This window comes from Chromobacterium sp. LK1 (assembly GCF_001043555.1).
In the GTDB taxonomy this organism is placed as follows: Bacteria; Pseudomonadota; Gammaproteobacteria; order Burkholderiales; family Chromobacteriaceae; genus Chromobacterium; species Chromobacterium aquaticum.
The window spans coordinates 1-22,501 of record NZ_LDUI01000009.1 but is presented as its reverse complement, the minus strand read 5'-3'; the positions used below and the strand labels follow the sequence as shown (position 1 = coordinate 22,501).

General features: G+C 64.8%; 24 protein-coding genes. 14 read left to right on the top strand and 10 right to left on the bottom strand.

The genetic code is table 11. The annotated features are described in order from the left end of the window. Window positions 1–66: 66 nt before the first annotated feature. The 8 genes from ptsN (at window position 67) to VI26_RS05320 (ending at window position 9,009) form a co-directional block, all read left to right on the top strand. Window positions 67–528, top strand: a complete 462-nt coding sequence (gene ptsN / locus VI26_RS05355) for a PTS IIA-like nitrogen regulatory protein PtsN (protein WP_048408729.1) — start codon at window positions 67–69, stop codon at window positions 526–528. Further along, complete coding sequence (hprK, locus tag VI26_RS05350) at window positions 521–1,477, top strand: HPr(Ser) kinase/phosphatase (RefSeq protein WP_019104261.1); 957 nt, start codon at window positions 521–523, stop codon at window positions 1,475–1,477. Before ptsN ends, hprK begins: the two co-directional genes overlap by 8 nt. Next, window positions 1,458–2,300: an RNase adapter RapZ gene (gene rapZ / locus VI26_RS05345; RefSeq protein WP_048408728.1), complete on the top strand. Its 843-nt coding sequence runs from the start codon at window positions 1,458–1,460 to the stop codon at window positions 2,298–2,300. The genes hprK and rapZ overlap by 20 nt, the downstream gene beginning before the upstream one ends. Window positions 2,301–2,319: 19 nt before the next feature. Beyond that, entirely contained in the window at window positions 2,320–2,955 is a 636-nt protein-coding gene (locus VI26_RS05340) for a flavin prenyltransferase UbiX (RefSeq protein ID WP_048408727.1), read from the top strand. 196 nt (window positions 2,956–3,151) lie between these two features. Next, window positions 3,152–4,642 carry a bifunctional ADP-dependent NAD(P)H-hydrate dehydratase/NAD(P)H-hydrate epimerase gene (locus VI26_RS05335; protein ID WP_048408726.1) on the top strand — a complete coding sequence of 497 codons (1,491 nt, stop codon included), beginning with the start codon at window positions 3,152–3,154 and terminating at the stop codon, window positions 4,640–4,642. 196 nt (window positions 4,643–4,838) lie between these two features. Beyond that, window positions 4,839–5,759 carry a DMT family transporter gene (locus VI26_RS05330; RefSeq protein ID WP_048408725.1) on the top strand — a complete coding sequence of 307 codons (921 nt, stop codon included), beginning with the start codon at window positions 4,839–4,841 and terminating at the stop codon, window positions 5,757–5,759. A 119-nt stretch (window positions 5,760–5,878) separates the two neighbouring features. Beyond that, complete coding sequence (locus tag VI26_RS05325) at window positions 5,879–7,423, top strand: sensor histidine kinase (RefSeq protein WP_048408724.1); 1,545 nt, start codon at window positions 5,879–5,881, stop codon at window positions 7,421–7,423. Beyond that, window positions 7,420–9,009 carry a DUF3369 domain-containing protein gene (locus VI26_RS05320; RefSeq protein WP_048408723.1) on the top strand — a complete coding sequence of 530 codons (1,590 nt, stop codon included), beginning with the start codon at window positions 7,420–7,422 and terminating at the stop codon, window positions 9,007–9,009. Before VI26_RS05325 ends, VI26_RS05320 begins: the two co-directional genes overlap by 4 nt. Window positions 9,010–9,111: 102 nt before the next feature. Here VI26_RS05320 and VI26_RS05315 read toward each other — a convergent pair whose 3' ends face one another. From VI26_RS05315 to VI26_RS05270, 10 genes are all read right to left on the bottom strand, one after another. Continuing rightward, window positions 9,112–9,729: a hemolysin III family protein gene (locus VI26_RS05315; protein ID WP_019100472.1), complete on the bottom strand. Its 618-nt coding sequence runs from the start codon at window positions 9,727–9,729 to the stop codon at window positions 9,112–9,114. 220 nt (window positions 9,730–9,949) lie between these two features. Further along, the gene (gene adk / locus VI26_RS05310) at window positions 9,950–10,606 is read right to left on the bottom strand and encodes an adenylate kinase (RefSeq protein WP_048408722.1); all 657 of its coding nucleotides are present in this window, start codon (window positions 10,604–10,606) and stop codon (window positions 9,950–9,952) included. Window positions 10,607–10,673: 67 nt separating this feature from the next. Next, complete coding sequence (gene kdsB / locus VI26_RS05305) at window positions 10,674–11,447, bottom strand: 3-deoxy-manno-octulosonate cytidylyltransferase (protein ID WP_048408721.1); 774 nt, start codon at window positions 11,445–11,447, stop codon at window positions 10,674–10,676. After that, window positions 11,444–11,626 (bottom strand): Trm112 family protein, encoded by a 183-nt coding sequence (locus tag VI26_RS05300; protein ID WP_048408720.1) that lies wholly within the window; start codon window positions 11,624–11,626, stop codon window positions 11,444–11,446. The genes kdsB and VI26_RS05300 overlap by 4 nt, the downstream gene beginning before the upstream one ends. Further along, window positions 11,616–12,638: a tetraacyldisaccharide 4'-kinase gene (gene lpxK / locus VI26_RS05295; RefSeq protein ID WP_048408719.1), complete on the bottom strand. Its 1,023-nt coding sequence runs from the start codon at window positions 12,636–12,638 to the stop codon at window positions 11,616–11,618. Before lpxK ends, VI26_RS05300 begins: the two co-directional genes overlap by 11 nt. A gap of 4 nt (window positions 12,639–12,642) precedes the next feature. Continuing rightward, entirely contained in the window at window positions 12,643–13,056 is a 414-nt protein-coding gene (locus VI26_RS05290) for a biopolymer transporter ExbD (protein ID WP_048408718.1), read from the bottom strand. Window positions 13,057–13,058: 2 nt separating this feature from the next. Further along, window positions 13,059–13,673: a MotA/TolQ/ExbB proton channel family protein gene (locus VI26_RS05285; protein ID WP_048408717.1), complete on the bottom strand. Its 615-nt coding sequence runs from the start codon at window positions 13,671–13,673 to the stop codon at window positions 13,059–13,061. Between the two features lie 386 nt (window positions 13,674–14,059). Further along, window positions 14,060–14,749, bottom strand: coding sequence for an HAD family phosphatase (locus VI26_RS05280; protein ID WP_048408716.1), 690 nt, complete (start codon window positions 14,747–14,749; stop codon window positions 14,060–14,062). Continuing rightward, window positions 14,746–15,420, bottom strand: coding sequence for a DnaA regulatory inactivator Hda (hda, locus tag VI26_RS05275; protein ID WP_043591991.1), 675 nt, complete (start codon window positions 15,418–15,420; stop codon window positions 14,746–14,748). The genes VI26_RS05280 and hda overlap by 4 nt, the downstream gene beginning before the upstream one ends. Window positions 15,421–15,430: 10 nt before the next feature. Next, window positions 15,431–16,525, bottom strand: a complete 1,095-nt coding sequence (locus VI26_RS05270) for an AI-2E family transporter (protein WP_048408715.1) — start codon at window positions 16,523–16,525, stop codon at window positions 15,431–15,433. Between the two features lie 85 nt (window positions 16,526–16,610). Here VI26_RS05270 and purM point away from each other — a divergent pair, with 85 nt between their 5' ends. The 6 genes from purM (at window position 16,611) to VI26_RS05240 (ending at window position 22,378) form a co-directional block, all read left to right on the top strand. Continuing rightward, window positions 16,611–17,648 (top strand): phosphoribosylformylglycinamidine cyclo-ligase, encoded by a 1,038-nt coding sequence (purM, locus tag VI26_RS05265; protein ID WP_048408714.1) that lies wholly within the window; start codon window positions 16,611–16,613, stop codon window positions 17,646–17,648. Between the two features lie 13 nt (window positions 17,649–17,661). Next, window positions 17,662–17,844 carry a hypothetical protein gene (locus VI26_RS05260; RefSeq protein WP_048408713.1) on the top strand — a complete coding sequence of 61 codons (183 nt, stop codon included), beginning with the start codon at window positions 17,662–17,664 and terminating at the stop codon, window positions 17,842–17,844. Beyond that, complete coding sequence (purN, locus tag VI26_RS05255; RefSeq protein ID WP_048408712.1) at window positions 17,841–18,470, top strand: phosphoribosylglycinamide formyltransferase; 630 nt, start codon at window positions 17,841–17,843, stop codon at window positions 18,468–18,470. Before VI26_RS05260 ends, purN begins: the two co-directional genes overlap by 4 nt. 4 nt (window positions 18,471–18,474) lie before the next feature. After that, the gene (locus VI26_RS05250) at window positions 18,475–19,641 is read left to right on the top strand and encodes a DUF3108 domain-containing protein (protein ID WP_048408711.1); all 1,167 of its coding nucleotides are present in this window, start codon (window positions 18,475–18,477) and stop codon (window positions 19,639–19,641) included. Beyond that, window positions 19,637–20,887, top strand: a complete 1,251-nt coding sequence (locus VI26_RS05245) for an RsmB/NOP family class I SAM-dependent RNA methyltransferase (RefSeq protein ID WP_048408761.1) — start codon at window positions 19,637–19,639, stop codon at window positions 20,885–20,887. The genes VI26_RS05250 and VI26_RS05245 overlap by 5 nt, the downstream gene beginning before the upstream one ends. Before the next feature lie 111 nt (window positions 20,888–20,998). Beyond that, the gene (locus VI26_RS05240; protein ID WP_053074239.1) at window positions 20,999–22,378 is read left to right on the top strand and encodes a chloride channel protein; all 1,380 of its coding nucleotides are present in this window, start codon (window positions 20,999–21,001) and stop codon (window positions 22,376–22,378) included. Window positions 22,379–22,501: the final 123 nt, after the last annotated feature.

The following is a 22,501-nucleotide window of genomic DNA, read 5'->3' as shown; positions in this document are numbered from 1 at the left end:
CGTTTTCAGTACTATCAAGGCAACGTAGAATTGCCGGGTTTTTCTCAGCCGCATGCATAATCCAATATGAACCTCATCGGCAAAATCCTGACTCCCGAACACGTGCTGCTCGACCTCGATGTCGCCAGCAAGAAACGCGTGTTCGAGCAAGTTGGCCTCTTGGTTGAAAATACCCGGGGCATCGCGCGCAGCGAAATCTTCGATTGTCTGTTCGCCCGCGAAAAACTCGGCTCCACTGGCCTGGGCCAGGGCGTGGCGATTCCGCACGGCCGCGCGCGCGGCCTGAAGGACGCGATGGGCGTGTTCATTCGCCTGAAAACCCCTATCCCCTTCGACGCGCCCGACGGCAAGCCGGTGCAGTGCCTGTTCGTGCTGCTGGTGCCGGAACAGGCGACCGATCTGCATCTGCAAGTGCTGTCCGAACTGGCCCAGCTATTCTCCAGCCGCCAGATGCGCGAGCAGATGCTGGGCACCGCCGCGCGCGACGAGCTCTACCAGCTGCTCAATAATTGGGTGCCCAATGCCTAGCATCAGCGTCCGCCGTCTGTACCAGGAAAACCAGCAGAAGCTCAACCTGACCTGGGTCGCGGGCACCGGCGGCGCCGACAATATGATAGGCAACGACGAGCAGCGCCCGACGCAGGCGCTGGTCGGCCACCTCAATTTCATCCACCCCAACCGGGTTCAGGTGCTGGGCCTCGCCGAGGTGGACTATCTGAACCGGCTGGAGCAATCCGCCGCCAAGACCGCGCTGGACCAGCTGTTCCACAAGAGCATGTCGGTGGTGATGGTGGCCAACGACCAGCCGGTGCCCAAGCTGCTGCGCGACTACTGCCACACCCACAACGTCCCGCTGATGACCACCAAGCTGGAAAGCCCCTACCTGATGGATGTGCTGCGCATCTATCTGGCGCGGGCGCTGGCGGTGTCCACCGTGCTGCACGGCGTGTTTCTCGACGTGTTCGAGATCGGCGTGCTGATCATGGGCGATTCGGCGATGGGCAAGAGCGAATTGGCGCTGGAACTGATTTCCCGCGGCCACGGCATGGTGGCCGACGACGCGGTGGAGCTGTACCGCATCGGCCCGGACACGCTGGAAGGCCGTTGCCCGCCCTTGCTGCGCGACTTCCTGGAAGTGCGCGGCCTGGGCATCCTCAATATCCGCACCATCTTCGGCGAGACCGCGGTGCGGCCGAAGAAGGTGCTGCGGCTGATCATCCACCTGGTCAAGGCCAACGACCAGGCGATGCAGGCGCTGGACCGACTGAATATCCAGTCGGAAACCCAGGACATCATCGGCGTCACCATCCGCAAGGTGGTGCTGCCGGTGGCCGCCGGCCGCAACCTGGCGGTGCTGGTGGAGGCCGCGGTGCGCAACTACATCCTGCAGCTGCGCGGCATCGACAGCACCCGCGAATTCATCGAACGCCACACCAACTTCCTCAGAGACCAGGAAAATGCGCCTGATATTGATTAGCGGCCTGTCCGGCTCCGGCAAGTCGGTGGCGCTACGCGCGCTGGAAGACGCCGGCTTCTACTGCGTGGACAATCTGCCTGCCACCATGCTGCACGAGGCGATGTCGCTGTACGCCGACTACGGCTATGAGCAGATCGCCATCAGCGTGGACACCCGCTCCGGTCCGTCGCTGGGCGCGCTGCCGGCGGAAATGGAAAAGCTGAAGGCACAGGGCGTGGACGTGCGTCTGCTGTTCCTGGAAGCCACCGCCGCCACCCTGGTCAAGCGCTTCTCCGAAACCCGCCGCCGCCACCCGCTGTCCGGCGCCGACGTCACGGTGGAGGAAAGCATAGGCCTGGAACAGGAGATGCTGGCCGAGATCATGGAGCTGGGCACCCGCATCGACACCAGCGAGCTGTCCGCCAACGCCTTGCGCAGCTGGGTGCGCGAACTGGTCGACGCCGACAGCAGCCGACTAACGCTGATCTTCGAATCCTTCGGCTTCAAGCACGGCCTGCCGCAGGACGCCGATTTCGTGTTCGACGTGCGCTGCCTGCCCAATCCCTATTACGACCCTCAGCTACGCCCGTTCACCGGTCGCGATCAGCCCATCATCGACTTCTTCCAGCACACCCCGGCCGTGCAGCAGATGGTGACCGACATCCAGCAGATGGTGGCCAAATGGCTGCCCTGTTTCAGCATGGAAAACCGCAGCTATCTGACCATAGCCGTAGGCTGCACCGGCGGCCAGCACCGCTCGGTCTACATCATCGAACAATTGTCGCGGCTATTCGCCGCCGAGCAGGTATTGGTGCGCCATCGCCAGCTCTACCGCCAGAACTGAGCGCTCACAGGAGACCCGCATGCGTGCGATCAAGACCGTCACCGTCGCGCTGACCGGCGCCTCCGGCCTACCCTATGGGCTGCGGCTGATCGACTGCCTGATCGCCGCCGGCATCCGCGTCTGGGTGCTGTATTCGCAAGCCGCGCAAGTCGTGGCCAAGCAGGAAATGGATCTGACCCTGCCGTCGCGCCCGGCCGAGGCCCAGCAATGGCTGATGCGGCGCAGCGGCGCGCGCGAGGGCCAGCTGGCTGTATTCGGCCGCGAAGAATGGTTCGCGCCGGTCGCCTCCGGCTCCAACCCCGCCGACGCCATGGTGGTCTGCCCCTGCTCGATGGGCACGCTGGCCGCCATCGCCCACGGCAGCAGCGACAATCTGATCGAACGCGCCGCCGACGTCAGCATCAAGGAACAGCGCAAGCTGGTGCTGGTGCCGCGCGAGGCGCCGTTCTCCGCCATCCACCTGGAAAACATGCTCAAGCTAGCGCGTCTCGGCGTTGTCATCCTGCCACCATCTCCAGGCTTCTATACTAATCCCAAGACCGTGGACGACATGATCGACTTCGTCGTGGCCCGCGTCCTGGACCAGTTGCACATCGACAATCAATTGACGCCGCGCTGGGGCGAAGCAAGCCCGAATACCCCAACGGCGCCCTAGCCAGCCACCGCGCGCCGCTTGCGGCCCGGTCTTTAAGAGTCCGTTCACGATCTTGCGAGCAAGAGCGAGACAAGGCGAAAGCCGCTGAGAAAGCCGAATGTACACGTGGTACATGAGCATTTCGAAGTGGCACTCACCGTGCCACGTCTCACGAAGCGCAACAGGCTTTGAACAGGTTCTAAGGAGGAGCATCGAGATGCCAACACAAGACCAAAGCATTCTCAGCCTGGACGCCCTGCGCCAACTCGAGCGCCAGGCCAACGACGCCGGCTACAATCTGATGCAGCGCGCGGCGATGGCCACCGCCGACTGGGTCAGCCACCACCTGCCCAGCGCGTCGCGGCTGCTGATCTGCGCCGGTCCCGGCAATAACGGCGGCGACGCGCTGTACGCGGCGCTGGAACTGATGCGCCGCCGCTTCCGCGTCGACGTGCTGGTGCCCACCCAGCCCACCAGCCCGGCCACCTCGGAAGCCTTGCACGAGCTGGAGCAGGCGCAAGGCCATGTGATGTTCGATCTGCCGCGCGACTACCGCGCGCCGCAACTGGTGGTGGACGGCCTGTTCGGCGTCGGCCTGAGCCGGGATTTCGATCTGGAATGGACCACGCTGATCGATCGCATCAACCAATTGGGCAGCCCCATCCTGGCGCTGGACTGCCCCAGCGGCCTGGACGCCTACTCCGGCGTGCCGGCCAACACCTCGATACAGGCCAGCCACACCCTGACCTTTCTGTGCCAGAAGCCCGGCCTGTTCAGTGCCGCCGGCGCCGACCTGGCCGGCAATGTGGAACTGGAGCTGCTGGACTGCCCGCCGCGGCTGATCCCGCCGGCGGACGGCTGCATCAACCAGCCGAACGCCCGCGCGCTGCTGCGGCCGCGCAACAGCCACAAAGGCTTGTTCGGCACCGTCTGCGTGATCGGCGGCGCGCCGGGCATGCTGGGCGCGGCGCTGCTGAGCGGACGCAGCGCGCTGGCCTGCGGCGCCGGCAAAGTCCATGTCTGCCCGCTGGATGGACGGCTGGCCGTGGATCCGGTGGCGCCGGAACTGATGATCTCCGCGCTGGATGATCCCGCCGCCCTGCCCGACGCCGACGTGCTCGCCGTCGGCCCCGGCCTGGGCCTGCAAGAACCGGCCGGCCGCCTGCTGAGCGAAGCGATACAGCGGCCGCAGGCGCTGGTGCTGGACGCCGACGCGCTCAATCTGCTGGCCAACGACCATGCCGCCGCCGCGCTGATCGCCAAGCGCCAGGCCGGCACCGTGCTGACTCCGCACCCGGCGGAGGCCGCGCGCCTGCTGGGACAAAGCACCGAGGCGGTGCAGAAGGACAGGCTGCTGGCCGCGCGCCGGCTGGCCAACCACTTCAACTGCGTGGTGGTGCTCAAGGGCGCCGGCAGCCTGATCGTCGGCCCGGACGGTTTCTATCATCTGAACACCAGCGGCGGCCCGGCGCTGGCGGTGGCCGGCCAGGGCGACGTCCTGACCGGCATCATCGCCGCCTTGCTGGCTCAGCACATGGAGCCGTTCGAAGCCGCCAGCCTGGCGGTGCACATCCACGGCCTGGCCGGCGACGATTTCGAAATGGAAACCGGCGGCCCCATCGGCCTGTCCGCCTCCGACACCGCCTGGCGCGCCAGCCTGATGCTGAACCGGCTATTGCAGGAAGGCGCGCAGGAACAGGCCCTCTAGCCCTCCCCCTCCGCGGCGCTGAGCGAATCCACTCCACCGTCTCGCCCAGCGCCGCGCCGATTCCAAGCCTTTCATTCCCGCCCCCACCCGCGCGCGGGCGCACCCTGTTTGCATTAGAATGGGATCGCGCCGGCCCGGCCGTGAAATCACGCCGTGCGGGCCGCTCCGTCCAGAGCCTGTTCACGCCAAGGGAAACATGTTGAAGTCGCAATCGAAAGCCTATGCCTACGGTCTCGCCGCCGTGCTCGCCTGGTCCACCGTGGCCAGCGCGTTCAAGATCAGCCTCGCCCACCTCAGCCCGGCGCAACTGGTGCTCTACGCCAGCGCCGCCTCCCTGTTCTGCCTGCTGGGCCTGCTCGCCGTGCAAGGCCGGCTGCCGGAGCTGCTGCCCGCGCTGCGCCGGCACTGGCGCGGCTCGCTGATCTTCGGCGCGGTCAACCCGGCGCTGTACTATCTGATTCTGTTCCAGGCCTATGCACTGCTGCCGGCGCAGGAAGCCCAGGCCATCAATTACACCTGGGCGCTGACCATGAGCCTGCTGGCGGTGCCGCTGCTCAAGCAGAAGCTGCAGCGCCGCGACATCGCCGCCGCGCTGGTCTGCTACCTGGGCGTGCTGGTGATAGGCACTCGCGGCCAATTGCTGCAACTGCATTTTTCCGATAGCCAGGGCGTGGCGCTGGCGCTGGCCTCCACCCTGCTGTGGGCCGCTTACTGGATCTTCAACGCGCGCGACGCGCGAGATCCCGTCATCGGACTGACGCTGAACTTCGCCTTCTCCTTGCCGCTGAGCCTGGCCTGGTGCGCCTATAGCGGGCAGCTGGGCGCGGTGGCCTGGCAGGGGCTGGCCGGCGCCGCCTATGTCGGCGCCTTCGAGATGGGCTTCACCTTCGTCCTGTGGCTGACGGCGATGAAGCTGACACCCAGCACCGCCCGTATCGCCAACCTGATTTTCCTGTCGCCGCTGCTATCGCTGGCGCTGATCCACTTCATCATCGGCGAAGCCATCCTGCCGTCCACCCTGATCGGCCTGGGCCTGATCCTGAGCGGTTTGGCGCTGCAAAAGCTGGCGCCGCGCGCCCGATCCGCCACGCCCTTGAGCGCGGACGGCGGTACTTAGAACCTGCTCAACACCGCGCGAGCAAGATTGCGAACACGCGCTTAGCCGCCGCAAGCGGATTTGGTATTCGCGCCAGAACTGCCTAGGATTCAGTGTGGGCACTTGGAACCGTCAGCACAATGAAAAGCATAAAAACCAAATTGATGTTCTGGCTGATGGCCTGGATCACCGCCATTCTGGGGACGACGGGCCTGTTTTCCTATTGGCACAACCAGGAGCGCAATGAGGCCGATTACCAATCCCAGCGCGCAGCGGTCAAGGCCAGGCTGGCGATGTCGCTGCCGCACAGCGTCTGGCAACTGGACGACGAGAACGTAAGGCTGACGCTGGACAGCGAATTGAGTTGGCCATCCATCATCGCCATCAGCGTCAAGGGGGAGTCCGGGCTCAGCCTGGGCCGCAGCCACGATGCCGACGGCAGCCTGCGCGATATGCCGCCGTCCGAGGAACCGCACTCCGACGATATGCTGAACATCCCCATCATCTATCAGGGCAAGGAGCGCCTGGGCAACGCCACCGTCTACCTGTCGCGCCAGGCGCTGGCCAAGCACCAGCGCGACCAGTTGATCGAATTGTCCGCCCAGATCCTGCTGCTGGACGTGCTGATCTTCATGATCATGTCCTTCAATCTGCAGCGCTTTCTGTTCCTGCCGCTGGCGCGGCTGCAACAGGCCTTGAACACCGCCATCCGCGCGCCGGACGCCAGCGGCGCGCAAGTCACCCACGTCGCCGACGACGAGATCGGCGGCATCGTCAACGGCTTCAACCGCATCGTGGCCCGCACCGCCGGCGACCTGGCCAAGCGCACCGAGGCCGAGGCCGTCGCCCGCGCCGAGCGCGACCGCGCGGAAGAAGCTTACCGCCAGTTGATGGAAGCGCAGCAGACGCTGGTGGAAACCGAGAAGATGGCCTCGCTGGGCAGCCTGGTGGCCGGCGTCGCCCACGAAATCAACACCCCGGTCGGCATCACGCTGACCACCGCCTCGCACCTGGGCACCGCCACCAGCCACATCATAGAAAAAGTCGACGGCGGCACCGTCAAGAAAAGCGACTTCCAGGCCTATCTGGGCACCGCCAAGGAATGCAGCGACCTGATCCTGTCCAACGCCGAGCGCGCGGCCAACCTGATCCACAGCTTCAAGCAGGTGGCGGTGGACCAGACCAGCGAGGCGCGACGCAGCTTCCAACTGCAGGACTACCTGAACGAAGTGATCACCAGCCTGAAGCCGCGCTTCAAGCACGCCAACACCACCATCAGCGTGCAATGCGAGGAAGACATCCTGCTGGACAGCTATCCGGGCTCCTTCGCCCAGGTGATCACCAATCTGATGGTCAACTCCCTGGTGCACGGCTTCGAAAACCGCAGCAGCGGCAAGATCAGCATCGAAGCCCGGCGCAACAATCCGCATTACATCACACTGACGCTCAGCGACGACGGCAAGGGCATCCCGCCGGAAAACCTGAGCCGGGTATTCGACCCCTTCTTCACCACCCGCCGCGGCAGCGGCGGCAGCGGCCTGGGGCTCAACATCGTCTACAACATCGTGCGACAACGCCTGGGCGGGTCGATCGAGGTGCACAGCGAAGTCAACAAGGGCACCACCTTCACCATCACCATGCCCTGTTCCGCGCCGGTCAATCAGAGCAAGGAGAACATCATATGAGCGACATCACCAACCAGGAAGAAGACTGGCTGCTCGACGATGACGCTCCGTCCGATCCCGCGACCGCGGTGAACGATGGCCGCCATCCGTGGAAAATCCTGATCGTGGACGACGAGAAGGATGTGCATACCGCCACTCGCATCGCGCTGCGCAACATCCGCTACAAGGAAAGGCCGCTGGAGCTGCTGAGCGCTTACTCCGGAAAGGAAGCCTACGAGGTGATGCGCCAGCATCCGGACATCGCGCTGATCATGCTGGACGTGGTGATGGAAAGCGAGGACGCAGGCCTGAAACTGGTGCACCAGATCCGCCAGGAACTGAAGAACGGCCTGGTGCGCATCGTGCTGCGCACTGGCCAGCCCGGTCAGGCGCCGGAGCAGGAGGTCATCCTCAACTACGACATCAACGACTACAAGACCAAGACCGAGCTGACGGTGCAAAAGCTGTTCACCACCATCATCTCCTCGCTGCGCGCCTACGAAAACCTGCTGTCGCTGGAGAAAAACCGCCAGGGCCTGTCCAAGATCCTGGAAAGCGCCTCCGATCTGTACCAACTGTACTCGCTGCGTGAATTCGCTTCCGGCGTGCTGCGCCAGATCAGCGCGCTGCTGGACATCGGCACCGACGGCATCCTGTGCGTGCGCAACGACAACAGCAGCGGCCGGCCGGAGCTGGAAATCCTGGCCGCCTCCGGCAGCTACGAGCCGCTGGGACAGAGCGGCAATCTCAGCGCTTTCCCGGTGCTGGAGCAAATCATCCTGCGCTCCTTCGCCGAGAAGCGCAGCATCTACCAACACCCTTACGACGTGCTCCACATTTCCTCGCGCAATGGCCGCGAATTCATCATCCACTTCACGCCGCAGTGGCCGCTGGAAGAAGTGGAGCGCGACCTGCTCGATGTATTCTGCCAGCGCATTTCCGCCGCCTACGACAATCTCTATCTATACAGCCAGCTGCGCAGCGCGCAAGAGGCCACGGTGGTGGCGCTGGCCGACCTGGCGGAATTCCGCGACACCGACACCGGCAACCATGTGCTGCGCGTGCAGCGGCTGACCGATGCCATCGCCGGACAAATGCGCGCTAACGGCGCCTACCCGGAGCTGATGAGCAAGGAATTCATGGACATGGTGGGCATGGCCAGCATCCTGCACGATGTCGGCAAAGTGGGCACGCCGGACCACATCCTGTTCAAGCCGGGCCGGCTGGACCCGGACGAGCGGGTGATCATGGAGCAGCACGCCACCATAGGCGCGCAGATTCTAGCCAGATCGGCCAGCATGGTGGAAGGCATGAGTTATCTGTCGCTGGGCTCGGAAATCGCCGGCGGCCACCACGAGCACTTCGACGGCAACGGCTACCCCAGGAAGCAGAAAGCGCACGAAATTCCGCTGTCGGCGCGCATCGTCGCCGTGGTCGACGTGTTCGACGCCCTGCTGAACAAGCGGCCCTACAAGGAGCCGTGGACGCTGCACGACACCATGGAATACATTTCCGGCCGCTCCGGCAGTCAGTTCGATCCCGAAGTGGTGCGCGCGCTGGAAACCCTGGTCAAGGAACGCCGGCTGCAGGATTTGCCGGACGCGTGAGTGGGCGCGGAGCCACGCCACAATAAAACAGGGCGAAAGCAGCTGGCTTCAAGCTGATTTCGCCCTATTAGTTCCAACCCGCCGCAGCACTGCGGCTCCGGCTCAGGCCACGTAAAACAACACGCTGACAAACTGGCAGACGCTGCCGCCCAGCACGAACAAATGCCAGATGCCGTGACCGTGGCGGATTTTCTCGTCGTTGAGAAACCAATAAATGCCGACGCTGTACAGAATCCCGCCCAAGGCCAGCCAGAACAGGCCGCCGCTGGGCAGCGATTCGATCAAGGGCGGCAAGGCCACCAGCACCAGCCAGCCCATCACCACGTAGAGAATCATCGACAGCAAGCGGGTGCGCCGCCCCAGCGTCAGTTCCTGGATGATGCCGAACACCGCCAGGCCCCAGCTGACGCCGAACAGGCTCCAGCCCCAGGCCCCGCGCAAGGTCACCAGCGCGAACGGCGTGTAGCTGCCGGCGATCAATAGATAGATCGCCGAGTGGTCGCACTTCTGCAGCACCGCCTTGGCGCGGCCGCGGAAGCTGTGATACAGCGTGGAGATCAGGTACAAGGCCACCAGCGTGGCGCCGTACAGGCTGAAGCTGACCACCTTCCAGGGGTCGCCCTCGCGCGCGGCCATGGTCACCAGCACCACCAGGCCGGTAATGGCCAGCAAGGTGCCGATCAAATGGGAAATCCCGTTGAAACGTTCCCCGTGATACATATGGTTTTATCCTTGCGCCGGCATCGCGCCGGCTTGACGCACAAAAACTTTTGGAGCCGCTCGCGGGCTCCGGGTTCAATTGTCCGCCTGTTGCCGCCGCCGCGCCAGCCCTTTCTCTACACGTCAAAAGAAAAGCGGGCCACAGGGCCCGCCTTTCTTTCAACACCGAAAATCCAGCCTCTGGAGACGACTCCTCAACGGATCGTCAACGGCTCCATCCTCAGGCGCCCAGCGCCTTCAGCACCTCGTCACGCACCACATCCACCGCGCGAGTGCCGTCGATCTTGACGTATTTCGGCGCCTTGGCGTCGCCGCTGGCGGCGCGTTCGCCGTAGAAACCCACCAGCACCGCGGTCTGTTCGTGGTAAACCGCCAGGCGCTTCTTCACGGTTTCTTCGCGGTCGTCGTCGCGCTGGACCAGTTCTTCGCCGGTCACATCGTCCTTGCCGGCCACTTTCGGCGGGTTGAAGCTGATGTGATAGGTGCGGCCGGAGGCCAGGTGCACGCGACGGCCGGCCATGCGCTCGATGATGGCCGCGTCCGGCACGTCGATCTCCACCACGTAATCGATGTCCACGCCGGCGGCGATCATCGCCTCGGCTTGCGGAATGGTGCGCGGGAAGCCGTCGAACAGGAAGCCATTGGCACAGTCCGCGTCGGTGATGCGCTCCTTGACCAGGCCGATGATGATGTCGTCGCGCACCAGGCCGCCAGCGTCCATGATCGCCTTGGCTTCCAGGCCCAGCGGCGTGCCGGCCTTGACCGCGGCGCGCAGCATGTCGCCGGTGGAGATTTGCGGGATGCCGAATTTTTCCTTGATGAAATTGGCCTGGGTGCCTTTGCCGGCGCCAGGCGCCCCCAACAGGATCAGTCGCATGAAGATCGCTCCGTCAATTTAATGTGTTTTTGAAATCGAAATCCGGGCCGCGCGGCGCGCGTCCGGCTTATGGCTTGGGTCCCGCGCCCAGCAAGCGGCGCACTCGCTCCAGATCTTCCGGCGTGTCCACGCCGGCCGGCGGCGCCGACTCGACCACCGCCACCTTGATGGCGAAGCCGTGCCACAACACCCGCAACTGCTCCAGCGCTTCGAAACGCTCCAGCGGCGCCGGGGCCAAACGGTTATAGGTCTTCAGAAAACCCGCCTGGTAGGCGTACATGCCGATATGCCGCAGCACCGGTAGGTCCGCGGGCAGCGCGCTCGTATCCTGTGCGAACGCGTCGCGGGCATAGGGAATCGGCGCGCGGCTGAAATACAGCGCGCGGCCGGCGTGGTCCAGCACTACCTTGACCACGTTGGGATTGAACATATCGGCGGCATCGTGAAACGGATGCGCCAAGGTCGCCACCGGCGCGTCGCCGACGGCCAAGAGCGCGGCCAGCTGATCGATCAGCGCCGGCGCTATCAATGGTTCGTCGCCCTGGACATTGACCACGATCTCATCGTCGGCCAGGTTTAGCGTCTGCGCCACTTCGGCCAGCCGGTCGGTACCGCTGGCGTGGTCGGCGCGCGTCAGCACCGCCTCAACGCCATGTTCGCGACAGGCGGCCAGCACATCGGCGTGGTCGGTGGCCACGATCACCCGGCTTGCGCCGCTGTTGGCGGCCTGCGCGGCGACGCGCGCCACCATGGGCTTGCCGGCGATGTCGGCTAGCGGCTTGCCCGGCAGCCGGCTGGAGGCCAGCCGCGCCGGGATCACCACGCAGAAGCCGCGACTCATTTGATCTCTTCTTCCGGCGCCAGCTCGCGGGCCTCGGCTTCCAGCATCATCGGGATGCCGTCCTTGATCGGGTAGGCCAGGCGGTCGCCCTTGCAGACCAGTTCCTGCTTGGCCTTGTCGAAAACCAGCGGGCCCTTGCACAGCGGGCACACCAGGATGTCCAGGAATTTAGCGTCCATGTCTTATCTTCAGTCGATCCAGAATCCAAGCGCTCAGATCAGGCTCCAACTCCGCCTGAACCGGCAAAACCCATAGTCTAGCACGCTGCGCTGCATCATGAATCACCCGCCGCAGCTTGACCGCGTCCTTGCTGGTGACGATTACCGCCTCCGCGTCCGCCGGCAAGTCGGCGGCGCTGAATTGATGGTGGTCGGGCCAGGCCAGGCAAAGCTCAGGCCGCAAGCCCAGGCCGGCCAGCGTGTCGAAAAAGCGCTGCGGGTGGCCGATGCCGGCCATCGCCGCCAGCTTCAGGCCGGCGAAATCCGCCGCCGCCCGCGTCTCCTCGGGCCGGTCCAAGCGCTGCAGCGACGCCGGGCGCAAACGCATGGCGAAACGCCGCGGCCCCGCCGGCAAGCTCAGGCCGACCGCATCGCCGCCGTTGACCACCACCGCGCCGACCGCGGCCAGCCGCGACCACGGCTCGCGCAAGGGGCCGGCCGGCAGCAGATGGCCGTTGCCGCCGCCGCGCACGCCGTCCAGCACCACGATCTCCAGATCACGCTGCAAGCGATAATGCTGCAGGCCATCGTCGGTCAGGATCAATTCCAAATCGGGATGCAAGGCCAGCAGATGGCGGCCGGCGGCGACCCGGTCACGGCCCACCACCACCGGCGCGCCGCTGGCGGCCAGCAACAAGGGCTCGTCGCCCACCTCCTCCGGCGAACTATCCGCCAGCACCAGCGTGGGCTGGCGGTGGCTGCCGCCATAGCCGCGGCTGATCACGCCCGCCTTGACGCCGCGCTGTTGCAAATCGCGCAGCAGGCTCAGCGTCAACGGCGTCTTGCCGACGCCGCCGACATTGATATTGCCCACCACCACCACCGGCGCGGCCAGGCGCTCCGCGCTCAGCCAGCCGCGACGGTAAGCCAGCCGCCTGGCCGCCGCCAACAGGACAAACAGCCCTTCCAGCGGAGCCAGAAGGGCTGTCAGCCACCAGCGCGGCCGATACCAGTGCCGTTCTATCCAGTGCATGCGGCTATTGCGTGCGCGTGGCGAAGGTCAGCTGATTCAGGCCGGCCTCGCGCGCAGCCTCCATCACCGTCACCACCGATTGATGCGTGGCCTTGGCGTCGGCGTTGACGATGACGATCACATCGCTCTTGCCCGCCGCCTCGTCCTTCAATTTGTTCAGCAGCGCCGCCTTGTCGCCGGCGGCCAGCTTGGCCTCGCCCACCGCCATCTCGCCATTGGCGGACACCGCCACGGTGATTTCCGACGACTTGGTCTTGGCCTGCTCGCCCTGGGCGGCCGGCAGATTGATCTTGAGTTCGGCGAACTTGGAATAGGTGGTGGTGACCATCAGGAAGATCAGGATCACCAGCAGCACGTCGATCAGCGGGATGAAGTTGATCTCCGGCTCTTCGCGGCTGCGGCCTCGGCGAAAATTCATGCTCAGCCCCCGTTTTTGCGCTCGCCGTGCAGCACTTCCACCAGCTTGACTGCTTGCGATTCCATGTCCACCAGCAAGCCGTCCACCTTGGAGCGGAAATGGCGGTAGAACATCATACTGGGAATCGCCACGATCAGGCCGAAGGCGGTGTTGTACAGCGCGACGGAAATGCCGTGTGCCAATGCTTGCGGATTGGTGCCGGCCGGCGATTGCGAGCCGAAAATCTCGATCATGCCTATCACCGTGCCCAGCAGGCCCAATAGCGGCGCCATCGCGGCGATGGTGCCCAAGGTGGTCAGGAAGCGCTCCAGCTGATGCGCCACCACGCGGCCCTCGTCCTCTATCGCCTCTTTCATCACTTCGCGATTGCCGCCGACATTGCGCAGGCCGGCGCAGAACAGGCGGCCCAGCGGCGAATGCGCCTGCAACTTGCCCAGCAGTTCATCGCTGGCGCCGGCGCGGCGGTATTCCTGCAAGGCCTGGCCCAGCAGGCCCTCGGGCGCCACGCCGCTTTTTCTCAGGCTGAACAGCCGTTCAAAGATGATCGCCAGCGACACCACCGAGGCGGTGATGATGGTCCAGATCGGCCAGCCGGCCGCTTCAATGATTGACCACACGAGGAAGTTCTCCAAAAAACGATGGCAAACGTCAAACTTTAGCGGTTTCGACACCGCCTCCGCAACCGCCGCCGCTGCGCGCGCGGGCCACGGCAGCCACAAACAGGCGTTTAGCGGCGAAAGTTGCGCACAGTTGTCAACAAAGCGGCCTAAGCCGGTATTTTATAAAGACTTTCGAATCTTTGCGGCAATCCACCGCTAGCCATTTCAGGCCCGCCCCGGTCAAAGCCGCGCCAGGCAAGGCTTTCAAGCAAATCTATCAATTCCGCGACCACGATTGGTCACTGCCGCTTTTTTAACCTTCGCCAGCAAAAGCCAAGCCCGGGCAAGCAATCCACACAGTTATCCACAAGGTTATTCCGCCACGACTGTGGATAAGCCCGAGCTCAATCGCGCAGCGAAATCACGCGCCAGCCCTGTTGCTCGGCATGGGCGCGCAAGGTGTCGTCCGGGTCAACCGCCACCGGCTGATCCACCAGCTTCAACAGCGGCAGATCGTTATGCGAATCACTGTAGAAAAAGCTCTGCTCGTAGCTGTCCATGCTCAGGCCGCGCTCATCCAGCCATTGCTGCAAACGGGTGATCTTGCCCTGCTGGAAGCTGGGCACGCCGCTGACGCGGCCGGTGAAGCGTCCATCTTCCTCTTCTTCCAGCTCGATGGCGATCAGATGTTCCACGCCCAGTTCACGCGCGATCGGTCCGGTGATGAAGCGGTTGGTGGCGGTGATGATGATGATTTCGTCGCCCTGGGCCGCGTGCGCGGCCAGCAATTCGCGCGCCTTGCGGGTGATGATGGGCTTGATGTGCTGCTCCAGGTAATCGGCGTGCAGCGCGTCCAGTTCGGCGCGGCTGAAGCGCTTCAAGGGTTCCAGCGCGAACGTCAGGTACTCGTGGATGTCCAGCGTGCCCTGTCGATACTGCTCGTAGAAGTGATTATTGCGCTCATCGTAGCGCGCCTGTTCCAGAATGCCGCGCTGGATCAGGAAGCGCGGCCATTCGAAGTCGGAATCGCCGGCGATCAGAGTGTGGTCCAGGTCGAACAGCGCCAGATTGCGTCGGGAAGAGGTATGGGTCATGGTTCCGGGCTTGCGGTTTGCAAAACGTTTTTCACCAGCGGCACGGTGATAGGCCGCCGCATCGCCAGAGAATAGCGGTCCAATATGTCAATCATGCCGATCAGGCTGGACAGGTCACGCCGCCAATGGGTCAGCAGGTAGCGGTAGACATCGTCCGGAATCGACAGCTGGCGGCTGGCGGCGTGGCTGCGCAAGGCGGCCAGCTTGTCCTCGTCCGACAGCGCCTTGACCTCGAACACTAGGCCCCAGCCCAGCCGGGTGCGCAGATCGTCGCGCACCGCCAAGGCCATAGGCGGCTGGCGTCCGGCCATCAATAGCCGCGACTCCCCGCTCTCTTTCAGCGAGTTGTAGAAGGAAAACAGGGTGATCTGGTCGTCCGGCGCCAGGTCGTCGACATGGTCGACGGCGATGAAGCTGGCCTCGCGCGCGAAGTCAGGCAGATGCTCGGTCTTGCCGTCCAGATAGATGGACGCGCGGCCCAGCCGCTCGGCGTGCGCGATCCAGGCCTGCAACAGATGCGTCTTGCCGCAGCCGGGCTCGCCCCACAGATAGATGAAGCGCTCGCCGGCCTCGGCCGTCAGCGCGGTAATCACCTCGCGATTGCGTTCGGCCAGGAAGTTGTCGAAGGCCGGCAAGGGGGTGGGCGTCAAATCAAGTATTAACTGGTCCAAGTGAAGGCGATCAAACTAGGTTTTGATGTCTATTCCTGATTTTACGCTGATAAAAGCGAGTGTTGAAATAAGCGCGCGCCAGAAAGCGGCAGATCACCAAGGTTGCGGCCGCCATCGGCAGCGCCAGCAGCAGGCCGGCAAAGCCCAATAACTGCCCGAAAGCGAGTAGGGAAAAGATCACCGCCACCGGCGACAGGCCTATCCGCTCCCCCACAAGCCAGGGCGTGATCAGCAGGCTCTCCAGCAACTGCCCGGCGCCGAACACGGCCAGCACCAGCAGCACATCGCCGGCGGAGTCGAACTGCAGCACCGCCGCCAGCCCTGCCAGCGCGAAGCCGAGAAAAGTGCCCAGATAGGGGATGAACACCAGCAGGCCGGCCACCACGCCGATGGCGATGCCGGACTCCAGGCCCAAAAGCGCCAGGCTGGACGCGAAGATCACGGCCATGATCAGCATCACCGACAGCTGGCCGCGCAGGAACTCGCCCAGCACCCGGTCCAGTTCGCGCGCCAGCCCGCCCACCTGATCGCTCCAGCGCAGCGGCACCAGCCGGGCCAGCAGCGCCGCCATGCGCGGTCCGTCCTGCAGGAAATAAAACAGCAGCACCGGCAGCAACAAGAGATTGAACAGCAGGCCGGCCAGCATGACCCCGCTCTGGGTCGCGCGCAGCGCCACCGCAGACAGCGCGCTCTTCAAGGCGCCGGCATTGTCCGCCAGCAGGCGCTTCCAGCCGGCGACGTCCAGCTCCAGCTGGATGGAGAACTCGGCGCGCAACCAGGGCAGCACCCGTCCCTGGACGAAATCGACCAGCACCGGCAGGCGGTCGATCAGGCCCTGGGTCTGCTTGAACAGCATCGGCGCCACCACCAGCAACAGGGCGATGGTGGCGGCCATGCCGGCCAGCGTCAGCAGGCCGGCGGCCAAGGCGCGCGGCAAGCCCTTGCCGGCCAGATAGCGCATCGCGGGATTGAGCACATAGGCCAGCACCGCGGCCACCGCGAACGGCGTCAGCGCGGCCGCCAACTGCTGCAGCAGCCAGCCGGCGAACAGCAGCGCTGTTGCGCCGATGACCCAGGGAATCAGACGGTTTTGGGAGCGTTTCATCTCGACTTCAGTTAAAATGTGCTGCTTTCGCGTCGGCGAAAGCTTGATGTAAAAATACTTCAAGTTTGCAGAAAGCGAGTTTACCTTGAACACCACTTCCCTCAGTTACCGTGATGCCGGCGTCGACATTGATGCCGGCGACGCGCTGGTCGAGAACATCAAGCCTTATGCCAAGCGCACCATGCGCCCGGAGGTGATCGGCGGCATCGGCGGTTTCGGCGCACTGGTGGAGATTTCCAAGAAATACAAGGAGCCGGTGCTGGTTTCCGGCACCGACGGCGTCGGCACCAAGCTGAAACTGGCCTTCGACTGGAATCGTCACGATACCGTGGGCATCGACCTGGTGGCAATGAGCGTCAACGACATCCTGGTGCAAGGGGCGGAACCGCTGTTCTTCCTCGACTACTTCGCCTGCGGCAAACTGGACGTGCCTCAAGCCACCGACGTGATCAAGGGCATCGCCGCTGGTTGCGAACAGGCCGGCTGCGCGCTGATCGGCGGCGAGACCGCGGAAATGCCCGGCATGTACCCGACCGGCGAATACGATCTGGCGGGTTTCGCCGTCGGCGTGGTGGAGAAGAGCGCCGTGATCAGCGGCCGCGACATCGCCCCGGGCGACGTGGTGCTGGGCCTGAAATCCAACGGCGTGCACTCCAACGGCTACTCGCTGGTGCGCAAGATCATAGACCGCGCCCAGCCTGAGCTGGACGCGCCGTTCGAGGACGGCCGCAGCCTGCGCGACGCCATCATCGCGCCCACCCGCATCTATGTGAAGCCCCTGCTCAAGCTGATGCAGGCGCTGCCGGTCAAGGGCATGGCCCACATCACCGGCGGCGGCATCACCGAGAACACTCCGCGCGTGCTGCCGGAACATGTCGTCGCCCAGATCGACGCCGCCGCCTGGCCGCAGCCCAAGCTGTTCCAGTGGCTGCAGCAAGAGGGCAAGGTCGACAGCCAGGAAATGTACCGCACCTTCAACTGCGGCATCGGCATGGTGGTGATCGTGGCGGCGGAACACGCCGAACAGGCCGCCGCGCTGCTGCAGGCCGAAGGCGAGACCGTGTACCGGATCGGCGCGGTGCGCGCCCGCGATGGAGGCGAACATCAAACTCAGATCGCCTAAAGCGCTGCGTTGGATGCTACTGGCGCCGCTGGCCCTGCTGGCGGCGTTTGTCATTTATCGCGAGGCCGTCATCCTGACCGAGCTAGACCGCTGCCTGGACCTGGGCGGCGGCTGGCACGAACAGCAGTTGCGCTGCATCACCGATGCCGCCGACTGGGAACACTATCTGGCAACGTCTCCGTCGATTCCATCATGAAGAATATCGTCATCCTGATTTCCGGCCGCGGCTCCAATATGCAGGCCATCGTCGACGCCAAGATCGCCGGCGCGCGCATCGCCGCGGTGATCTCCAACCGACCCGACGCCGCCGGGCTCGCCTGGGCGGCCGAGCGCGGCATCGCCACCGCCGCGCTGGACCACAAGGCCTTCGCCAGTCGCGAAGACTTCGACGCCGCGCTGGCGCAGCTGATAGACAGCCACCAGCCGGACTTGGTGGTGCTTGCCGGCTTCATGCGCATTCTCAGCGCCGGCTTCACCCGCCGCTACGAAGGCCGCATGCTGAACGTGCACCCGTCCCTGCTGCCGGCCTTCACCGGCCTCCACACCCACCAGCGCGCGCTGGAGATGGGCTGCAAGGTGGCCGGCTGTACCGTGCACTTCGTCACCGCCGAGCTGGACCACGGCCCCATCGTCGCCCAGGGCGTGGTGGAAGTGCTGGACGGCGACAGCGCCGACACCCTGGCCGAACGCGTGCTGCAACTGGAACACCAGCTCTACCCGGCCGCGGTGCGCCGCTTCGTCGCCGGGGAACTGAACATCGTCGCCGGCAAGATCGCCAGCCGCGCCGCCCTTGCCGGCAGCCTGATGGCGCCCGCGCCCTGAGTTCATGAGCAGCCGTCGCCTGATCCTGCTGGCCCTGGCCCTGTCGCTCGCCATTCACCTTGGCGTGCTGGGTTCCGGCCTGCTGCCGGAAGTGCAGCTGGAACTGCCGCCGGATCAGGACTTGCGCAGCATCAGCGTCAAGATGCAGGCACTGGACGCCGATGAGCCGGCGGCCAAGCCGGAGCCGCAAGGCGCGGTGGCGCAACTGCGGCCGGCCACGCCCAAGCCGGCGCCGGCCAAGCCCAAGTCCGCCGCCAAGAAGGCGGAGGCATCGGCGCCGCTAGCGGCGTCGGAGGCCATCCTCGCCCAGGCGCAGCCAAGCAAGGACAGCAGCGCGCCGCAGGCGGAAGCCAAGCGCGAGGCTTCGGCGCCGGACGCCGACATCAAGATCGCCTCGTCGGCGCCGGTCGCGGACGAGATGGCGGTGAACGACAAGGACGAGGCCAGCGCGCCGGTGGCCGAAACCGCCGCCGATGACGGCTACATTCACCCCAAGGGCGCGCTGCGCGGCTTTCCGCGCCAGGCCACACTGGGCTACCAAGTGTTCTGGGGTTCGGTCATGGCCGGCACCGGCACGCTGGAATGGAGCCGCGGCAACGGCGGCTACCGCCTGGACATCAGCGCCAGCCCCTTCATCGGCCCGAAGCTGCGCTATCTTTCCGAGGGTGGCTTCCAGCTAAAAAACGGGTTGCGGCCGGACAGCCTGCAAGCCTGGCGTGGCGAGCAAGCCAAAGAGTCCGCGCATTTCGACTACAATGCGGGTCAGCTGCGCTACGGCGACCAGAGCGACAAACTGCTGGAGCTGAAGCCCGGCGCACAGGACGTGTTCAGCCTGGCTTTCCAGCTGGGGCTGAAAGGCGGTGAACTGGGCCCCGCGCCCATCCAGATCACCACCGGCAAAAAAGTGTACGAGTACCCGATGCGCCCCAGCGGCGAAGCCGTTTACGACACCGGCGCCGGCAAGATTCGGGTCATCGTGTTCCGCGCCGAGGGCGACGGCGACATTAATGAATTCTGGCTGGCGCCGGAATTCTCCAATCTGCCGGTGCGCATCAAGCGCACCGACAAGGATAAACGGATCGACCTCAGGGCTTTCCGCATCGACGTGAACGGCGCGCCGCAATGGAAGCTGCCGCCGCAACCCACGAGAAAACACAAGAATGACTATTAATCACCATCAACTGAAACATATCGAAACCGTCATCGGCCAGATGATACGCTTCGACCGCCCGGCCGACGCGGTGCTGTCGGCCTATTTCCGCGAACACAGCAAGCTGGGCGCCAACGACCGTCACATCATCGCCGAAACCGCCTTCGGCGCGCTGCGCCGCCTCTTGCAGCTGCGCGCGCTGATCGCGCCGGACAAGGCCACCCCGCGCCGGCTGGCCCTGGTGGCCCTGCTGAAGATCCACAAGCTCAACGTCAAGGAACTGGGCGACGCCGCCAGCGCCGGCGAAAAGGAATGGCTGGGCCAGATCAAGGGCAAGACGCTGCCGGCCAGCCTGGAAGTGGACGCCGAACTGCCGCAGTGGGTGATAGAACGCCTGGGCGAACAGACGCCGGAACAAGTGATCGCGCTGGGCAAGGGCCTGGCCGAAGGCGCGCCGCTGGACCTGCGCGTCAACACCATGAAAATGAAGCGCGACGAATTGCTGGGCCGGCTGCAGGCCGACGGCCTCGAATGCGAAGCCACGCCCTACTCGCCGCTGGGCATTCGTCTTAAGGGCAAGCCCTCGCTGGCCAAGCACGAGCTGTTCAAGGCCGGCGTGTTCGAAGTGCAGGACGAAGGCAGCCAGCTGCTGGGCCTGATCACCGGCGCTCGCCGCGGCGAAATGGTCGTCGACTTCTGCGCCGGCGCCGGCGGCAAGACCCTGCTGCTGGGCGCGCAGATGGCCTCCAGCGGCCGCTTGTACGCCTTCGACGTTTCGGAAAAGCGCTTGGCCAAGCTGAAGCCGCGCCAGGCGCGCTCCGGCCTGTCCAATGTCCATCCGCAGCTGCTGGCCTCGGAAAACGACACCAAGGTCAAGCGCCTGGCCGGCAAGGCCGACCGCGTGCTGGTGGACGCGCCCTGCTCCGGCCTGGGCACGCTGCGCCGCAACCCGGACCTGAAATTCCGCCAGAGCCCGGACAGCGTGGCCGAGCTGAACGCCAAGCAGGCGTCCATCCTGGCCTCCGCCTGCCGGCTGGTGCGCGCCGGCGGCCGCCTGGTCTACGCCACTTGCAGCCTGCTGCCGCAGGAGAATCAGGATATCGTCGCCGCCTTCCTGGCCGACCATCCCGAGTTCAAGCTGGTGAAAATGGACGAGGTATTGGCGGAACAGAAGATCCCGCTGCAAATGGGCGACTACCTGGAACTGAAGCCGCAGCAGCACAATACCGACGGTTTCTTCGCCGCGGTGCTGGAAAAAACCGCCTGAGCATGCGAGAACCCCGGCCCTTGATGCGGCCGGGGTTTGTCATTCCAGGCAATACGCCTTACCATTGAATATTAGCAAAACCTCACATATTCATCCGCAAAGGCCGGCTCCATGCCAGATTCTCCCACTGCCAGACAAGTCCGCAGCCGCGTCCAGCGCCGCCTGCGTTACCTCTACTTGTCCGCAGTCCTGTGGCGCCGCCACATCCCGATCTGGACCGCCGCCATTCTGATTGGCCTGATGGCCAGCGTCTTCGCCAACGGCAGCCATCTGTCGCACGCCATCTTCACCCGCATCTACGACAACTCGCCGTACTGGAGCCTGCTGATCACCCCGGCCGGCCTGGCGCTGGCCATCTGGCTGATGCGCCATTATTTCCCAGGCTCCGCCGGCGGCGGCATCCCGCAATCCATCGCCGCGCTGGAAGGCGGCATGCAGGCGCTGCGCGAACGCATCCTGACCATACGCGCCGCCATAGGCAAAATGCTGCTGACCCTGATCGGCATCAGCTCCGGCGCCACCTTCGGCTATGAAGGCCCCATCGTGCAGGTCGGCGCCGCGATCAAGTATTCGCTGAACCGCCACGCGGCGCTGCGCCACGAGGGCGCGGCGCGCAGCTTCATCCTGGCCGGCGGCGCCGCCGGCGTGGCCGCCGCCTTCAACGCGCCGCTGGCCGGCATCGTGTTCGCCATCGAGGAAATGGGCCGCACTTTCGATTTGCGCGCCAGCTCCACCATCCTGCTTTCCGTGATCGTGTCCGGCCTCACCGCCACCGCCATCCTCGGCAATTACAGCTATTTCGGCATGGTGTCGGTGAATATGGAACTGGAGCAGTCCTGGCTGGCCATCCCAGTCTGCGGCGTCATCGGCGGCCTGCTTGGCGGCGTCTGCTGCCGCATCATGCTGGCGCTGACCCAGCGCCTGCCCGGTCCGCTGCATGGCTGGCGCCTGCAAAAACCAGTGCTGTTCGCCGCCGGCTGCGGCCTGGCGCTGGCGGTGATAGGCATCGCCAGCGACGGCATCACCTTCGGCACCGGCTATTTCCGCGCCCGCGAAATCATCGAGGGCAGCGGCGCCGGCATGCAGGGCTACGGCCTGCTCAAGCTGCTCAGCATGTTCATCAGCTTCATCAGCGCGGTGCCCGGCGGCATGTTCGCGCCCTCGCTGGCGGTGGGCGCCGGCTTCGGCCTGAACATGGCCAATCTGCTGCCCTTCCTGCCGCAAACCTTGATCGTGCTATTGGGCATGGTGGGCTTTTTCGCCGGCATGACCCGCGCACCAATGACCGGCTTCATCATCGTGATGGAAATGACCGACTCCTCGGCAATGATCATTCCGCTGATGGCCACCGCGCTGCTGGCGTCCAATGTGTCGCGGCTGATCACCCGCCGCGCGCTGTACGACGGCCAGGTACACATTTTCCTGCGCCAGTGGCACGCGAACCAGCCGCAAGCGGTCAAGCAAATTGACCCGCGCGCGGACGAAAAGTAGAATAACCCATTGAAACGCTCGGGTATTTCGCCGCTATCAGAGCCTGTTCAAAGTCTCGTGAGCAAAGGCGAGACAAGACGAAAACGGCTGAAGAAGCGGAATGTACAAGTGGTACATGAGCAT